14 protein-coding genes are annotated in these 13,197 nt (G+C 66.5%); 4 read left to right on the forward strand and 10 right to left on the reverse strand.

Features of this window, described 5'->3' with window-relative positions:
• The first annotated feature begins 145 nt into the window (after positions 1-145).
• Complete coding sequence (locus tag AC07Z7_RS18930) at positions 146-1,438, forward strand: methionine gamma-lyase (protein ID WP_494767258.1); 1,293 nt, start codon at positions 146-148, stop codon at positions 1,436-1,438.
• On the opposite strand, the gene AC07Z7_RS18935 is transcribed toward AC07Z7_RS18930, so the two are convergent.
• Positions 1,386-1,859, reverse strand: a complete 474-nt coding sequence (locus AC07Z7_RS18935) for an Lrp/AsnC family transcriptional regulator (RefSeq protein WP_094287340.1) — start codon at positions 1,857-1,859, stop codon at positions 1,386-1,388. The two genes, AC07Z7_RS18930 and AC07Z7_RS18935, sit on opposite strands and share 53 nt — an antisense overlap.
• A 103-nt stretch (positions 1,860-1,962) precedes the next feature.
• Between AC07Z7_RS18935 and mdeB the strand changes: the two genes are divergently transcribed.
• The gene (gene mdeB / locus AC07Z7_RS18940) at positions 1,963-4,641 is read left to right on the forward strand and encodes an alpha-ketoglutarate dehydrogenase (RefSeq protein ID WP_494767259.1); all 2,679 of its coding nucleotides are present in this window, start codon (positions 1,963-1,965) and stop codon (positions 4,639-4,641) included.
• A gap of 63 nt (positions 4,642-4,704) precedes the next feature.
• Here the strand turns inward: mdeB and AC07Z7_RS18945 are convergent, their stop codons facing one another.
• Complete coding sequence (locus AC07Z7_RS18945; RefSeq protein ID WP_494767260.1) at positions 4,705-5,370, reverse strand: TetR/AcrR family transcriptional regulator; 666 nt, start codon at positions 5,368-5,370, stop codon at positions 4,705-4,707.
• A gap of 121 nt (positions 5,371-5,491) precedes the next feature.
• On the opposite strand from AC07Z7_RS18945, the gene AC07Z7_RS18950 reads away from it, so the two are divergent.
• On the forward strand, positions 5,492-6,010 hold the full coding sequence (locus AC07Z7_RS18950; RefSeq protein ID WP_494767261.1) for a DoxX-related protein: 519 nt from the start codon (positions 5,492-5,494) through the stop codon (positions 6,008-6,010).
• Between the two features lie 424 nt (positions 6,011-6,434).
• The gene (locus AC07Z7_RS18955) at positions 6,435-6,668 is read left to right on the forward strand and encodes a hypothetical protein (protein ID WP_063463142.1); all 234 of its coding nucleotides are present in this window, start codon (positions 6,435-6,437) and stop codon (positions 6,666-6,668) included.
• A gap of 36 nt (positions 6,669-6,704) precedes the next feature.
• Here the strand turns inward: AC07Z7_RS18955 and AC07Z7_RS18960 are convergent, their stop codons facing one another.
• From AC07Z7_RS18960 to AC07Z7_RS18995, 8 genes are all read right to left on the reverse strand, one after another.
• Entirely contained in the window at positions 6,705-7,679 is a 975-nt protein-coding gene (locus tag AC07Z7_RS18960) for a threo-3-hydroxy-L-aspartate ammonia-lyase (RefSeq protein ID WP_494767262.1), read from the reverse strand.
• Positions 7,680-7,748: 69 nt separating this feature from the next.
• Complete coding sequence (locus AC07Z7_RS18965) at positions 7,749-8,432, reverse strand: helix-turn-helix transcriptional regulator (RefSeq protein WP_252661629.1); 684 nt, start codon at positions 8,430-8,432, stop codon at positions 7,749-7,751.
• A gap of 147 nt (positions 8,433-8,579) precedes the next feature.
• Complete coding sequence (locus AC07Z7_RS18970; RefSeq protein WP_494767263.1) at positions 8,580-9,410, reverse strand: M90 family metallopeptidase; 831 nt, start codon at positions 9,408-9,410, stop codon at positions 8,580-8,582.
• A 37-nt stretch (positions 9,411-9,447) separates the two neighbouring features.
• A complete protein-coding gene (locus AC07Z7_RS18975; RefSeq protein WP_494767264.1) occupies positions 9,448-10,236 on the reverse strand; it encodes a UDP-2,3-diacylglucosamine diphosphatase in 789 nt (262 codons plus the stop codon).
• A 35-nt stretch (positions 10,237-10,271) separates the two neighbouring features.
• On the reverse strand, positions 10,272-10,799 hold the full coding sequence (locus AC07Z7_RS18980; protein WP_094287356.1) for a peptidylprolyl isomerase: 528 nt from the start codon (positions 10,797-10,799) through the stop codon (positions 10,272-10,274).
• 22 nt (positions 10,800-10,821) lie between these two features.
• Positions 10,822-11,406 carry a peptidylprolyl isomerase gene (locus AC07Z7_RS18985; protein WP_494767265.1) on the reverse strand — a complete coding sequence of 195 codons (585 nt, stop codon included), beginning with the start codon at positions 11,404-11,406 and terminating at the stop codon, positions 10,822-10,824.
• Complete coding sequence (locus AC07Z7_RS18990) at positions 11,403-12,692, reverse strand: L,D-transpeptidase family protein (RefSeq protein ID WP_494767266.1); 1,290 nt, start codon at positions 12,690-12,692, stop codon at positions 11,403-11,405. The genes AC07Z7_RS18985 and AC07Z7_RS18990 overlap by 4 nt, the downstream gene beginning before the upstream one ends.
• Before the next feature lie 75 nt (positions 12,693-12,767).
• Positions 12,768-13,197, reverse strand: a 430-nt coding sequence (locus AC07Z7_RS18995) for a L,D-transpeptidase Cds6 family protein (RefSeq protein WP_494767267.1), incomplete at its 5' end; no start/stop codon positions are given.

The following is a 13,197-nucleotide window of genomic DNA, read 5'->3' on the forward strand; positions in this document are numbered from 1 at the left end:
TCGGGTGGTGAGGGTTTGGGGCAAATTTTGCCCTTTGGATTCGTTTATGAGGCAAAGAAGGCGAAATTTTGCCTGCCGATGAGTTCAAGAATCTCCGCATCCGACCCCCGCATTCCGTCTGTGGTCGGCCCACCAGGAGACAAACATGACCAGCAGCACCGACCGCAGCCCCGCCACCGGCTTCAGCACCCGCGCCATCCACCACGGCTACAACCCGGCCGACCACCAGGGCGCGCTGGTGCCGCCCATCCACACCTCGGCCACCTATGCCTTCCCGGATGTGGCCTACGGCGCGCGCTGCTTTTCGGGCCAGGAGCCGGGCTACTTCTACACCCGCATCGCCAACCCCACGCTGGCACTGCTCGAAGGGCGGCTGGCGGCGCTGGAAGAGGGCGCAGGCGCCGTGGTGTTTGGCTCGGGCATGGGCGCCATCACGGCCACGCTGTGGTCCATGCTGGAGCCGGGCGACGAGATCCTGGCCGACCTCACGCTCTACGGCTGCACCTTCTCGTTCTTGCACCACGGCCTGGGCCGCTTTGGCGTGACGGTGCGCCATGTGGACATGACCGACCCCGCGCGCGTGGCCGAGGCGCTGACCGACAAGACCCGCGTGCTGTACCTCGAAACCCCTGCCAACCCCAACATGCGCCTGGTGGACATCGCCGCCGTGTCGGCCCTGGCCCATGCCCAGGGCGCCAAGGTGGTGGTGGACAACACTTACTGCACGCCCTACCTGCAGCAGCCGCTGCTGCTGGGTGCGGATGTGAGCGTGCACTCCATGACCAAATACCTCGGCGGCCATGGCGACCTGACCGCAGGCGCGGCCGTGTTTGCCGATGCCGAGCTGGCCCAGCGCGTGCGCCTGTACGGCCTGAAAGACATGACCGGCGCGGTGATGTCGGCACAAGACGCCCACCTGGTGATGCGCGGCCTGAAAACCCTGGCGCTGCGCATGGACCGCCACTGCCAAAGCGCGCAGAAGGTGGCCGAATTCATCGCCGCCCACCCGGCTGCGGCGGCCGTGCACTACCCCGGTCTGCCCAGCTTTGCGCAGCATGCGCTGGCCAAGCAGCAGATGCGCCAGATGGGCGGCATGATCGCTTTCGAGCTGCGCGGCGGCCTGCAGGCGGGCGTGCGCTTCATGGATGCGCTGCAGCTCGTCACCCGCGCTGTGAGCCTGGGCGACGCCGAAACCCTGGCCCAGCACCCGGCCAGCATGACGCATTCCACCTACACGCCCGAGCAGCGTGCCGCCCACGGCATTGCCGAAGGCCTGGTGCGCCTGTCGGTGGGGTTGGAAGACCTGGACGACCTGCTGGCCGACATCGGCCAGGCGTTGGACCTGGCCCACGCCATGGATCTCAGCGCTGGCATCAACGCCGGGCTCAGCTCCGAGCGTGTGGCAGCGGCAGAGCCGTCTTGTAGCGCACCTGCTTGAGCGCGAAGCTGGAGCGGATTTTCTCCAGCCCCGGGATCGGCGAAAGCTGCTCCAGGATGAACCGCTCCAGTGCCGCAATGTCGGGCAGCGCCACGCGGATGAGGTAGTCGGAGTCGCCGCTCATCAGGTAGCACTCCATCACCTCGTCGTGCTCGGCAATGCGCCTCTCGAAGTCGGCTAGCGCCTCCTTGTTCTGCGTCTTCAGGCTGATGCTGATGAACACATTCAGCCCCAGCCCCAGCGCCGCCGCGTTGGCCAGCGCCACATAGCGGGCAATGACGCCCGCCGCCTCCAGCGCCTTCACCCGCGCGAGGCAGGGAGAGGGCGACAGGTGCACGCGCCGCGCCAGCTCCACATTGGAGAGCGAACCATCGGCCTGCAGCTCGGCCAGAATGCGCAGATCGGTCACGTCAAGCTTCATATGCTGCAATATTTTGTTGATGCAGCATATTGTGCTTTTAATGGCGCTTGATTGGCGCGCTTCGGCATCACATTTTTGCCCAACCCTTCTACAGTGTGCTCCCATGAACGCCCCACTGCCTCCCCACCTCCTCAGCCCCCAGGACACCCTGGCCGACATCGACCCGCAAGAAACCGCCGAATGGCGCGATGCCTTCCTGGCCCTGGTGGCCACCGAAGGCCCCGAGCGCGCGCGGTTTGTGCTGCAGGAGCTGGTGCGCCTGGCCCGCACCCAGCGCGTGGGGTGGCAGCCGCAGCTCAACACGCCGTATGTGAACACCGTGGCGGCCCAGGCGCAGCCCACCTTCCCGGGCGACCTGGCCATTGAGGAGCGGCTGGCGTCGCTGATGCGCTGGAACGCGCTGGCCATGGTGGTGCGGGCGAATCAAGCGTATGGCGAGCTGGGCGGGCACATCGCCAGCTACGCCAGTGCGGCCGATCTGTTTGAGAGCGGCTTCAACCACTTCTTCCGTGCCCGCGAAGGCCTGGGCGAAGGTCAGCACCGGGGTGACCTGGTGTTCTTCCAGCCGCACAGCGCACCGGGCGTGTATGCGCGGGCGTTTCTGGAAGGGCATTTGACGGAGAACGACCTGCAGCACTACCGGCAGGAAATCACCGCCCCCAGCGCAGGCGCGCAGGGCCTGTCGAGCTACCCGCACCCCTGGTTGATGCCCGACTTCTGGCAGTTCCCCACCGGGTCGATGGGCATCGGCCCCATCAGCAGCATCTACCACGCGCGCTTCATGCGCTACCTCACGCACCGCAATCTGCTCAACTGCGAAGGCCGCAAGGTGTGGGGCGTGTTTGGCGATGGCGAGATGGACGAGCCCGAGAGCATGAGTGCCCTGACCCTGGCCGCGCGTGAGGGCCTGGACAACCTCGTCTGGGTGGTCAACTGCAATCTGCAGCGCCTGGACGGCCCGGTGCGCGGCAACGGCCGCATCATCGACGAGCTGGAGCGGCTGTTTGCCGGTGCGGGCTGGAACGTGGTCAAGTTGGTGTGGGGCAGCGACTGGGACGGCCTGTTTGCCCGCGACCTGACCGGCGCGCTGGTGCGCACGCTGGAAGGCACGGTGGATGGTCAGATGCAGACCTTCGCCGCCAAGGACGGCCGCTTCAACCGCGACAACTTCTTCGGCCAGAACCCCGAACTGGCCGCGCTGGCCCAGGGCATGACCGACGAGCAGATCGATCGCCTCAAGCGCGGAGGGCACGACCTGGTGAAGATCCACGCCGCCTACGCTGCCGCCGCTGCCCACAAGGGCCAGCCCACGGTGATCCTGGCCCACACCAAAAAGGGCTACGGCATGGGCACGGCGGGGCAGGGCAAGATGACCACGCACAGCCAGAAGAAGCTGGACGACACCGACCTCATCGAATTCCGCAACCGCTTCAACCTGCCGCTCACGGACGCGCAGGCGACCAGCCTGGCGTTCTACAAGCCTGCTGAAGACAGCCCGGAGATGCAGTACCTGCGCCGCCACCGCCAGCAGCTGGGTGGCTACCTGCCGCGCCGCCAGACGGCCTGCGACGTGCTGCCCGTGCCGCCCCTGGCCGGCTACGCCCAGTTTGCGCTGCAGGCCGACGGCAAGGAGATGAGCACCACCATGGCCTTTGTGCGCATGCTGGGCACGCTGCTGAAGGACGCCACTTTAGGCCCCCGCATCGTGCCCATCGTGGCCGACGAGGCGCGCACCTTTGGCATGGCCAACCTGTTCAAGCAGGTCGGCATCTACAGCAGCGTGGGCCAGCGCTACGCGCCTGAGGACATCGGCTCGGTGCTGAGCTACCGCGAGGCGCTCGACGGCCAGATTCTGGAAGAGGGCATCAGCGAAGCCGGGGCGATTGCCAGCTGGACGGCCGCCGCCACCAGCTACAGCGTGCACGGCTTGGCCATGCTGCCGTTCTACATCTACTACTCCATGTTCGGCTTCCAGCGCGTGGGCGACGCCATCTGGGCGGCTGCCGACCAGCGTGCGCGTGGCTTTTTGCTGGGCGCCACCTCGGGCCGCACCACGCTGGGCGGCGAGGGCCTGCAGCACCAGGACGGCACCAGCCACCTCGTGGCCGCCACCATCCCCAACTGCAAGGCCTACGACCCGGCCTACGCGGGCGAGATGGCCGTCATCATTGACGCCGGCATGCGCGAGATGGTGACCGAGCAGCGCGACGTCTTCTACTACGTCACGCTGATGAACGAAAACTACGCGCAGCCCGACCTGCCCGCAGGTGCTGCAGACGGGGTCTTGCGTGGGTGCTATGTTTTCAGGAGCTATCAGGGCAATGTGGACGCGCGCAAGGGCCTTATTTCCTCTCAAAATTCCGTCACCCTGATGGGTTCCGGCGCCATCCTGACCGAGGTGGTCAAGGCCGCAGAACAACTCGCCAGCGAAGGCCTGGATGTGACCGTGCTCAGCGTCACCAGCTGGAGCGAACTGGCCCGCGACGGCGTGGCCTGCGAACAGCGCGCGCTGGCGGGTGAAGAAGGGGTGGAGCCCGGCACCCCCTGGCTTGCCGCCCAACTGGCCGCCACCAGCGGGCCGGTGGTGGCCGCCACCGACTACGTGCGCGCCGTGCCCGAGACCGTGCGCGCGTTCATCCCCGAAGGGCGCAAGTACATCACCCTGGGCACCGATGGCTTTGGTCGCAGCGACACGCGGGCGGCGCTGCGGGAGTTTTTTGGGGTGGATGCGCAGGCCGTGGCGCGTGCTGCCCGCAGCGCGGTGGGTCGGCAAAAGGCATAAGCCTTCGAGCGAGCCGCGCCCCGCGCGCTGTGCCACCTCGGGCGCCGAAGGAAGGACAGGGGCTCAGGAGTCGGGGCGCAGTTGGCGGGGCTCCAGCAACCCTTGCATCAGCACCTCCAGCGCCGCGCGCGTCTGTTGGCTGGCGGCATGGTCAGGCGATAGTGGAGCGGCGGTGGGCGAGCCGATCTCCGCCCCTACACCAGGCGGCTGGCCCAGCAGGTGCCCGCCCTGCAGCAGCGCCAGGCCGTGGACCATGGCCCAGCATGCGTGGGCCAGTGCGCGCGGGTCACCTGTGCGGAAGCTGCCGTGCTGCTGGCCCTCGGCCACCAGGGTCTGCAGGTCGTTGAACAGGTCGGCCGCCACGGCGCGCAGGTGCGGTGGCGCTGTGGCCCGGGCTGCAGCGCCAAACATATGGGCCAGTTGCCGGGGGTGCTGGCGCCCGAATTGCACATAGGCCAGGCCGCTGGCCAGCAGCCGGTCTGGGCTGCCCTGGGCGGCTGCTATCGCCTCGCGGCTGGCCTGGCGCAGGGCCTCAAAGCCTTGTTCGGCCATGGCGTCCAGCAGGGCCTGCTTGTCGGCAAAGTGGCGGTAGGCCGCTGTGTGCGAAACCCCCACCGCCTTGGCCATCTCGCGCATCGACAGGCCGTCGAGCCCGGCGCCTTCCATCTGCTCCAGCGCGTAGGCCAGCAGGGTGCTTTTGAGGTCGCCGTGGTGGTAGGGGCTGGTCATGGATAGGCGTTGGCGGACACAAAAAGTGCAGAAAAAGAAAACGACAGGAAAACACTGAATGTTGACGGTGGAAACTTTAACACCCTAGAATGTTTCCATTGTTAACATCAAGGTGTCTGCCATGAGTTTTCTGCTGTTGATCATGGGTGCCAGCGCGCTGGCTTGGGTGGTGCGTCGGCTGGCAGGTGGGCGCCCCGGCCTGCGGTGGGCCATGCGCTGGGGCATGGGCCTGGGTTTTGTGTTCACGGGGGTGGACCATTTTGTGAACGCGCAACTGCGCTATGTGCCCATGATTCCCGACCTGCTGGCGGCGCAGGCGCTGTTCTGGGTGTATCTGACGGGGGTGGCCGAACTGGCCGGGGGCTTGGCCCTGCTGCTGCCCCAGCGCCTGCTGGATCGCCTGGGGCTGCCGCGCCTGCACCAACTGGCCGGGCTGGGGCTGGCGGCGCTGCTGGTGTGTGTGGTGGTGGCCAACGTCCATGTGGCGCAGCAGGGCCAGCAGGTGCATGGGCTGCCGTTTGACGCCTGGTACTACTGGGTGCGGCCTTTGCTGCAGCCGGTGTTCGTTTTGTGGGCGTTGTACTGCTCGGGCGTCTGGGCGGGGTTTGCAAGGGGGGCTGTCCCCGCCGATGGACGCTAGGGTCATCTTTCCGCGTCGGGCGAAGATGGATGCAGAGCGGCGAATTCAATCCTGGTATGGCCTGTGTGCTGCATATTTGATAGCTGATGAGGCAATATGAATGCGCGGAGGAGGCCGCTTTGGCTCTAACTTTTTGCCTTCGTGCACCGAGCCCCGGCCACCGGGTAGTCCCACCTGCCTCCCCTGGGGATCCTCTGCGCAAATCATCGCGCCGTGTGCATCTGCGGTCTCGGGCGGTCTGCGGCGTTGCAAATACTCGCAATAGCTACGGCTATTGCTGCGTTTTGCGCCTTGCAGCCCATCCCGATCCGCAGCGCACACTTACCGCTCGATTCGTGCAGAGGATCCCTAGGGTCGAACACATTGCCCAGCCTGTAACAGCTTCCTAGAATGGGTTGTAACCGAGCAACTGCCGGAGGGCGCCATGGCACATGTCAGCTGGGACCACAACCCGCCTACCACCTGGACCGCGATGGTGGACGGGCAAGCGATCTGCTCCGTCAAGCGCAAAGACATCGGTGGGTGGACCGCCGCCTGGGAGGACGAGCGCCTCTGGCCCGCGCCGGCCCACTTGCCCAAGGCCATGCCCCAGCCGATGCGGTTCTTCAGCAGCCTGGAAGAGGCCCAGGCAGCGGTGGAGCAGGCGCTGTCGGCCTGAGGTGTTTTCAGGCTGGCGGGGCCGGGCGGGGGCCCGTCACCTCGCCACCAAGGCGCAAAACCGTGCCAGGTCCACGTTGCCGCCGCTGATGAGCACGCCCACGCGCTGGCCCCTGAGTTCGCTCTGCATAGCCCGCGCGGCGGCAAAACCCAGGCAACCGGTGGGCTCCACCACCAGCTTCATGCGCTCGGCAAAAAAGCGCATGGCATCCACCAGTTGTTCGTCCGTCACCGTGAGGATGTCGTCCACATCGCGGCGGATGATGGCGAAGGTGATGTGGCCCAGGTGCTGCGTCTGCGCACCATCGGCAATGGTGGTGGGCGTGTCGATGTGCACGATGGAGCCGCTGCGGAACGACTGCTGCCCATCGTTGCCCGCAGCGGGTTCCACGCCATAGAGTTTGGTCTGGGGCGAGAGTGCGCGCGTGGCCAGGGCCGAGCCTGACAGCAGCCCGCCGCCGCCCAGGCACACAAAGAATGCATCGAGCGGGCCCACCTCCTCGAACAGCTCCTTGGCAGCCGTGCCCTGGCCGGCCAGCACATCGGCATGGTCGTAGGGCGGGATCAGCGTGAGGCTATTCTGCTCCGCCAGGTCGCGGGTGATCTGCTCGCGGTCCTGGGTGTAGCGGTCGTAGAACACCACGGTGGCACCGTAGCCCTGCGTGGCCGCCACCTTGGCGGCGGGCGCATCTTGTGGCATGACGATGGTGGCCGGGATGCCCAGCTCGCGCGCGGCCAGCGCAATGCCCTGTGCGTGGTTGCCCGACGAGAACGCGACCACACCGGCCTTGCGCTGTGCAGGGCTGAATTTTGCGAGCGCGTTGTAAGCCCCCCGGAACTTGAACGCGCCCATGCGCTGCAGGTTCTCGCACTTGAAGAACACCTGGGCGCCAAATTCTTCGTTGACGGTGCGCGAGGTAAGCACCGGTGTGCGATGGGCCACGCCCGCAATGCGGCCAGCGGCGGCCACCACGTCGTCGTAGGTGGGAAGGGCGGGGAGGGTTGGGGTCATGGTGAAGTCCGGGTGGGAAGTGAAAAAATCAGATGCGGCGGGTGCGGCAGGCCGGGTTGTGGGGCCGTGTCATTTCACGTCGCCATACACCGTGGCACGCGACACGCCCAGGTGCTGTGCCACCACCTCCATGGCGCGGCGCACTTCCAGGCTGCCCGAGGCTTTGAGTTCGCGCAGCAGCGCACGCCGCTCGGCCGCCTTGAGGGCGCGCGGTGCCGACGACAGCCGCGCCGCGAACTGGTCAATGCGCTGGCGGATGGCTTCGGCTCCGGCGGGGTCCAGAGATTCCTTGAGCCCCGTGTCGCCGTCCGTGGCGATGAACTGGCCCACCACGCTCTGCAGGCTGCGAAACAGCGTCATGTCCACGTTCAGGCACAGCGCCGCGATGTAGTGGCCCGACGCGTCCTTGATGCCCACCGAGGTGCTCTTGGCCGGGCGGCCGTCAGCGAACTGGTTGGCGTAGTTGGCGACCACCTGCGGATAGTCCGGATCCGCGATGCGTGTGAGCCCCATCTCGGTGGTCGGGTCACCCACCATGCGCCCCGACAGGTTGTTGTGGATGGCCAGGATGGAGTGCTTGGGGTCCAGCAGATCGTGCACCACCACCTCGCAGAAGGGGGCAAACGTGGCGGCGAGGCCTTGGGCGACCTGTTCGATCTGGGAGAGAAGGGCGGCTTGTTCGGCGGTGCGCTGTGGAGCCCCCCGGCGGGTGCGGGGACGGGGGTGGGCGGGTGCGGGGACATGTGCAGGCATGGCGACAATTTATCCATAATTGGATAAATTGTCAAAATATGGACTTTTTGTCTTGCGGGCAGGCAAGTCCATGTCCGCAACGCCCTGGCATCGGCAAGCAGGGCAATGCCTGCGGGGGCTTCTCGCTCCCCGTGTGGCTTTGCCCCGTCAGTTCGCGTGGGTGGGGCGCTGAAAGAAAGTGTCCAGCACCGGCATCAGCCCCGGAAACTCTTGCGCAAACCGCTCGCGATTCACGAAGTACGCCTCGCAGGCCACAGCGAAGAATTCGGAGGGCGAGGTGGCCCCGTAGGCGTCCAGCCAGGGGCGTTCTGCGCCGAAGCGCTCGGCCTTGATGACGGCCTCGCGGAAGTCCTGGTAGGCGGGCTCCCAGGCGTTCCACCAGGCTTCGTAGGCAGCGCGGCCGGTGCGCGCGCCCATGAAGCCGGCGGGCAGGGGCGGGCAGCCGTTGGGCTCGCCGTTTTTCATGTCGAGTTTGTGCACAAATTCGTGCACCACCACGTTGTGGCCGCGCGCGGTGTTTTCGGTGGCGTTGGCCACATGTTCCCAGCTCAGCATGATGGGGCCGCGCTCCATGGCTTCGCCCAGCAGCACCTGCGTGTGTTCATGCACCACACCGGCTTCGTCCATGGTTTTGCGGCGGGCCACGGCCTCGCCGGGGTGCAGCACGATGCCCACGAAGTCGTCGTACCAGGCGAGCGCCTTGGCGGGATCGCCCCAATGCAGCAGGGGCAGGCAGGCCTGCGCGGCAATGTCGATGGCCATGGCGTCGGTCACTGTGAGGCCATGAGCGCCGTGGAATTCCTTGTGGTGCAGGAAGAGGGCGCTCAGCACGCGCAGCTTGGACTGGTCGTGCAGCGACAGCGCCGCCAGGAAGGGGTAGCGCTGCAGTGTTTGCAGCCACAGCGTGGCGGAGATGTCGGGTACCGGGGCCACGGTGGAGCGCACGTGGCGCCAGAGCCGGTTGAGAAAAGGGGGCATGACGATCAGGCTGCAAGGCGGTCAGGCCCCGCGCAGTTCAGGATCGCTGGTAGCTGGGGGCCAAGGTGACCCGTTCCAAGCCCGCGCCGGACAAACGCAGTGTTTCCAAGCGGGGAGGCAATACGGCGGCGTCCCAGTCACTGAGCACCACGCGCTGCAAGCCCGGGGCCAGCAGGTGGCTGGCAGGCTTGTGGGTGTGACCGTGGATGAGCGTGCGGGCGCCTGCGGCCTGCAGCCAGGCAACGGCGGCCGGGCCGTCCACATCGGCATAGCTGGCGCCGGATTGTTTGCGTGCCTCGCTCTCCTGCCGGATGCCGCGTGCCTGCGCACGGCGTGTGGACAGGGGCTGGGCCAGAAACTGCTGTTGCCACTCGGCGCTGCGCGCTTGCACCCGAAAACGCTGGTAGTCCACGTCGTCCAGGCACAGCAGATCGCCATGGCTGAGCACCAAACGCTGGTCACCAAACGCCAGCACGGTGGGGTCGGCCAGGCCGGTGATGCCGCAATGCGCCAGAAAGGCCGGGCCCGCCAGAAAATCGCGGTTGCCGTGCATGAAGTACACCGGCAGGCGCTGCGCGGCGGCCCGCAGGGTGGCGCAGCATATGGCCTCGAAGCTGCCGGGATCCTGCAGGGCATCGTCGCCCACCCACACCTCGAACAGGTCGCCCAGGATGAAGAGGGCGTCGGCCTGCGTGGTCTGCAGGTAGTGCTGCCAGGCGGCCACGGTGGCGGGCTCGCTGGCCTGCAGATGCAGGTCCGAAATGAATTCGACCGTGCGCCAGTGCGAGGGAGCGGCAAGCTCCTCGAACGGGGGCACGGTCGTCAACGGGGCGGCAGTCAAGGCCCGAGCAGGCGGTGGATTTACAGGGCCACGGCCTTGTCGATCACGACAGCGTCGAATGGCACGTCATCGTGGTAGCCCTTGCGCGTTGTGCGCACGGCCTTGATGGCGTCCACCACGTCCTGGCCCTTCACAACTTTGCCGAACACGGCATAGCCCCAGCCTTGTGCGGTGGGCGAGGTGTGGTTCAGGAAGCCGTTGTCCACCGTGTTGATGAAGAACTGGGCCGTGGCGCTGTGGGGGTCGCCGGTGCGGGCCATGGCCAGGGTGTACTTGTCGTTCTTCAGGCCGTTCTTGGCTTCGTTCTCGATGGGGGCCTGGGTTTCCTTTTGCTTCATGTCGGCCGTCATGCCGCCGCCCTGGATCATGAAGTTCTTGATCACGCGGTGGAACACGGTGCCGCTGTAGAAGCCGCTGTTCACATAGCTCAGGAAGTTGGCCGTGGACTTGGGCGCATTCACGGCGTCCAGTTCGATGGTGATCACGCCCTGGGTGGCCGTTTCTGCCACGTTGATGGTGACGTGGAGTTCAACTTGTGGATTGCTCATTGCAGTGCTTTCTTCAAAAAATTCACTTCAGCACGGTGGCCGAAGTGATGGTGATGGGGGTGGTGGGCACGTTCTGGTGCGGGCCCTTGTTGCCGGTGGCCACGGCCTTGATCTTGTCCACCACGGCGGTGCCTTCCACGACCTTGCCAAACACGGCATAGCCGTGGCCGTCGGGGCTGGGGGCGTTGAGCATGGCGTTGTCCTTCACGTTGATGAAGAACTGCGAGGTGGCCGAGTCGGGGTTGCCCGTGCGGGCCATGGCGATGGTGTAGGTGTCGTTCTTGAGGCCGTTCTTGGCTTCGAGTGCGATGGGGGCCTTGGTGGGTTTTTGCTGCATGTCGGCCGTGAAGCCGCCGCCCTGGATCATGAAGCCGTCGATCACGCGGTGGAAGATCGTGCCGTCGTAGTGCTTGCTGTTCACGTAGGCCAGGAAGTTCTCGACCGTCTTGGGCGCCTTGGCGGCATCGAGCTGCACCACGATGTCACCCATCGAGGTGGCCAGCTTGACCTTGGGGGCTGCGTCTTGCGCGTGGGCGGGTGCTACTGAAAAAATAGCTGCTAGGGCAATGCTGACAAGCGCCAGGGTCGAATTTCTTCTGGAAATCATCCAATCACTCCTTCGAAAAATATCTGCCAATGTGGGCCCCGCCGCGTCCAGTACTGGCGCTTGGTCGGGCCGGTGCGGGCGCCTTCGGCGACTTCGCCGAACGTTACCACCATGGTGTCGGCCGAGTCTGTCCAGCGCAGGTAAGACTTGTCCTTGAGCTGGAGTTCCCGGCCCTTGAGCGCCCGGGTTTCGGCCTGCAGCACCTGGGCCCATTCCTCCAGCGGCTTCTTGCGGTAGCTCTGGAAGTCGGGGGCGTAAAAACTCAAGAGGCGCTTCATGTCGCCTTCGGTCTTGGCGGTGCGCCAGGCGTTGAGCACGGCCTCGAACGATTTGCGTTCGGCCGCCACGCTGTGGGGCAGTACCCATTGCAGCTGGCGTGCAATCACCACGGGCGTGGAGCGGGGCTCCACCGTGCGCAGGATGCGCTCCAGATCGGGGTTGGCCAGCACCAGGCAGCCATCGGTGGCCAGGGGCGCGCGCGCGAACTGGTCGGGAGGCGTGCCGTGCAGCCAGATGCCGCTGCCCGTCTTGCCCCGGCTCTGGTCCAGCGGGTTGGGGTAGTTGATGGGCAGGGCGCCCGCGCCGTAGAAATCCTTGAGCGTGGCGGGGTCCAGGCGGCTGGTGATGAAGTACACCCCGAGCGGTGTGCGCTGGTCACCCTCCACCTCTTTTTCGATGCCGAGCTTGCCCACCGACGCGTAGTAGTCGGCCACCAGCTGCAGGCCCTTGGGGGTGTTCTCGAACAGGTACAGGCGCGAGCGCGAGGCGTCCACCGCAATAGCGTGGCGCGAGCGGGGCGACAGCTCCAGGAACTGGGCCGGGACGCTGTTCTCCGGCGGGCGGCTGCGTTGTGCGTCCACTCGCTGGCGCGATTCGGTGCGCAGCTCGGTGAGGGTAGCGGCGGCCTGGAGGCTGCGGGCCGAGTCGGGTTCGGGAGCCACATCACCCAGGTGGCGGATGGGGCGCGTACGCGACATGAGCAGATCGCCCACGGCGAGCTGGGCCAGCTGGAAGTTGGGGTAGTCGCGCGCCAGGCTTTCGGCCTGCACCAGGGCCTCGCGGCCCCGGCCTTCGGCCACGAGCTTGTACACCGCCATCAGGCGGGCTTCGGCCTGGCCGTCGCGGAGGGCTTCGGCGGAGACAGGCTGTGGTGCAGAGGCAGTTGCGCGCCGCTTCTTCTTTTCCTTGTCGCCCTGGGACATCGCGGGGGCGGCCAGCAGCAGGCCCGCCAGGCACAGGGCGGCGGTGGCCACCAGGCGGCCTGGTGCGGACAAAGGCACGGACATGCGCGGCATCAGGGTCGGGTCAGGGCAAAAAAAAAGCCCGCGCAAGAGGCGCAGGCGCCGCGCCGGGGTTCACGGTCAACCGCCTGTGGATTCGCGAACAATGGCCCAGCGGCCGTTGCTGTTCACCAGATCCAGGGTCTTGCGGCTGGTAACGTTGAGTGCGTCGGCGCTGTAGGCCTGGCGAAAGCGGGCCGTGGCCTTGTCACCCTGGACCGACACGGCGATGTCGGACAGCTTCACGCTGATCTTGGACTTGCCGACGATGCGGGCTTCGCGCTCTTTCTCCCAGGCGGAGCGGTTCTGGTTGCCCGGTGGGTCAAAAGACTTGTCATAGGCGCCCAGATAGGCCTTCATGTCCTTGGCGGCCCAGGCGGCGGCCCAGGCCTGCACGGCGGCTGTCACGGCCTGGGTAGATGCGTCGCTGGCGGCCACAGGGGCCGGGGCGGGCGCTGCAGCCGCCGGGGTAGCGGCGGGCGCAGGGGCTGCCGCTGCTGCCGGGGCCGGG

Source organism: Acidovorax sp. GW101-11A03 (assembly GCF_059424825.1).

Bases quoted from the DNA above. Each gene is read 5' to 3' on its own strand.
- AC07Z7_RS18945 (WP_494767260.1), bottom strand. From the start codon at position 5,370: ATGACCAGCCCCTACCACCACGGCGACCTCAAAAGCACCCTGCTGGCC.
- AC07Z7_RS18965 (WP_252661629.1), bottom strand. From the start codon at position 8,432: ATGCCTGCACATGTCCCCGCACCCGCCCACCCCCGTCCCCGCACCCGC.
- mdeB (WP_494767259.1), top strand. From the start codon at position 1,963: ATGAACGCCCCACTGCCTCCCCACCTCCTCAGCCCCCAGGACACCCTG.
- AC07Z7_RS18980 (WP_094287356.1), bottom strand. From the start codon at position 10,799: ATGAGCAATCCACAAGTTGAACTCCACGTCACCATCAACGTGGCAGAA.
- AC07Z7_RS18990 (WP_494767266.1), bottom strand. From the start codon at position 12,692: ATGTCCGTGCCTTTGTCCGCACCAGGCCGCCTGGTGGCCACCGCCGCC.
- AC07Z7_RS18955 (WP_063463142.1), top strand. From the start codon at position 6,435: ATGGCACATGTCAGCTGGGACCACAACCCGCCTACCACCTGGACCGCG.
- AC07Z7_RS18950 (WP_494767261.1), top strand. From the start codon at position 5,492: ATGAGTTTTCTGCTGTTGATCATGGGTGCCAGCGCGCTGGCTTGGGTG.
- AC07Z7_RS18935 (WP_094287340.1), bottom strand. From the start codon at position 1,859: ATGAAGCTTGACGTGACCGATCTGCGCATTCTGGCCGAGCTGCAGGCC.
- AC07Z7_RS18970 (WP_494767263.1), bottom strand. From the start codon at position 9,410: ATGCCCCCTTTTCTCAACCGGCTCTGGCGCCACGTGCGCTCCACCGTG.
- AC07Z7_RS18930 (WP_494767258.1), top strand. From the start codon at position 146: ATGACCAGCAGCACCGACCGCAGCCCCGCCACCGGCTTCAGCACCCGC.
- AC07Z7_RS18985 (WP_494767265.1), bottom strand. From the start codon at position 11,406: ATGATTTCCAGAAGAAATTCGACCCTGGCGCTTGTCAGCATTGCCCTA.
- AC07Z7_RS18960 (WP_494767262.1), bottom strand. From the start codon at position 7,679: ATGACCCCAACCCTCCCCGCCCTTCCCACCTACGACGACGTGGTGGCC.